The sequence below is a fragment of the Wolbachia endosymbiont of Mansonella perstans genome, from assembly GCF_020278605.1.
Classification (GTDB): domain Bacteria; phylum Pseudomonadota; class Alphaproteobacteria; order Rickettsiales; family Anaplasmataceae; genus Wolbachia.
Map to the genome: position 1 here is coordinate 1 of NZ_JACZHU010000135.1, position 1543 is coordinate 1543.

Annotated in this window: 2 protein-coding genes and 1 pseudogene; all 3 read left to right on the forward strand. The window is 33.4% G+C overall.

Annotated elements, in window-relative coordinates; all coding sequences use genetic code 11:
• The first annotated feature begins 173 nt into the window (after positions 1-173).
• On the forward strand, positions 174-497 hold the full coding sequence (locus tag IHO13_RS05425) for a hypothetical protein (protein ID WP_225538622.1): 324 nt from the start codon (positions 174-176) through the stop codon (positions 495-497).
• Between the two features lie 48 nt (positions 498-545).
• Positions 546-974 (forward strand): hypothetical protein, encoded by a 429-nt coding sequence (locus IHO13_RS05430; RefSeq protein WP_225538623.1) that lies wholly within the window; start codon positions 546-548, stop codon positions 972-974.
• Positions 975-1344: 370 nt separating this feature from the next.
• A pseudogene (locus IHO13_RS05435) lies at positions 1345-1543 on the forward strand (hypothetical protein); the annotation flags it as partial.

Below are 1543 nucleotides of genomic sequence, written 5' to 3' on the forward strand. Positions count from 1 at the left end.
AGGAAAATCTAAACCAGTAGAACGCAAGAAAGATTTAATGGAAAAACTCAAATATGCTGCCAGAGAATTTGGTAAAGCTGGTACTCGATCTGACCACCAAGCAGTATCCAAGGAATAGCAGCTCTCTATCGGCTTGAGGAAACAAAAAAGTTTTTGGTGTTGTAAATAAGGTTTTGAATTGGTTAGAGAACACATTCAAACATCTCTTTCTCCGCTATAATTTATTTCCAGAAATTGAAGGAGGGAAAATCCTAGGAGCTAGTACAAAAGTTAAGTATTGCACTCTAGAGGAGCAGGTAGAGCATGCTAAAATTGCTTACAAAGGAGAGTTATATGTAGATTTGATGCTAGAAATAGAAGGCAATAAGTTGAAAGGCTTCAAGGACAAACCATATGATACAACTGGTGATACTAGTAAAGGAGAGGAAGATTGTGTAGCTTATGTAATCACACTTGATGGAAAGTTAGTAACTCATCAACACATTAATGTTAATTAAGGTAATTTTGCTTGCCGTCATTCAACTCTTGCAGGTGGTAAGCCAGTTTTGTTCTCTGGTTTAATCAAGGTAAAAGAAGGTAAAATAACTTACATAGACAACAACAGAGAACATTATAAACCAACATCAGCAAATTTGTACAAAGCAGTGAAAAAATTAGAAGGTTTATTCTCAGAAGATGCAAAAGTTGTCTGTTTACCATATTGGGTTAGCTTGCAAAAACAAATCTCACTTATACGTAAAATCGTTCTAACTAAGCAAGAGCCGATAGAGAATTTCCTAAATAAGATGGAGCAGAAAGGAAAAGATAGGTTAACTAAATATGAGAGGCATTTTACTAAAATAAAGAAGCATAATGAGCAGTATGAACAAAAGTTGTTTTTTACAACTTATAAACCACCAATACCTATTTCAGATAACGGTCTTCAGTCGGTAAAAACAAGAGCAATAGCACTCTCAATTAAGAGGGTCTGTTGAAGAAATTTGTGATCATAAGCTAAAAGTTAATATTAAGTGCGACAGAAAAACAAGATAAGCTGTAGGCTTTGATATAATTTTTCACTACGAAAATCTTAGCAGATTCCTTAGCTTTTTTAATACCTTAGAACCAAATGGATGTGGTTACTTACCAATTGTTCAAAAAGATAAATTCATAATTACTATAAGCATAGACCAAGCTGACAAGTTAACAAAGGGTACCTCACAAACATGCCTGGTTAATGAATTAATGAAGAATATTTTACGAGAAACAAAAACAATGACAGTAGGACACTCAATAAGAAAGATTATTGGAACAAATTATGGTCATAAACCTACAATTACGCTTGCTAGAAAATAGATAGTTAAATTGCAGGAAATTGATGGAATAGTAGGTGTCAATGTAATTTTTCACTACAAAAATGATTGCAATAGCTTTACTAAACTTCTAAACCTCAAAAAGCATAGCTATATTTATACACCTCATCAAGATGAAAAAGCAGCTGATGTGCTTCTTATAGCCCTTCTGATAACAGTCAGGAATAATCAAAGAAACACAAAATCTACGA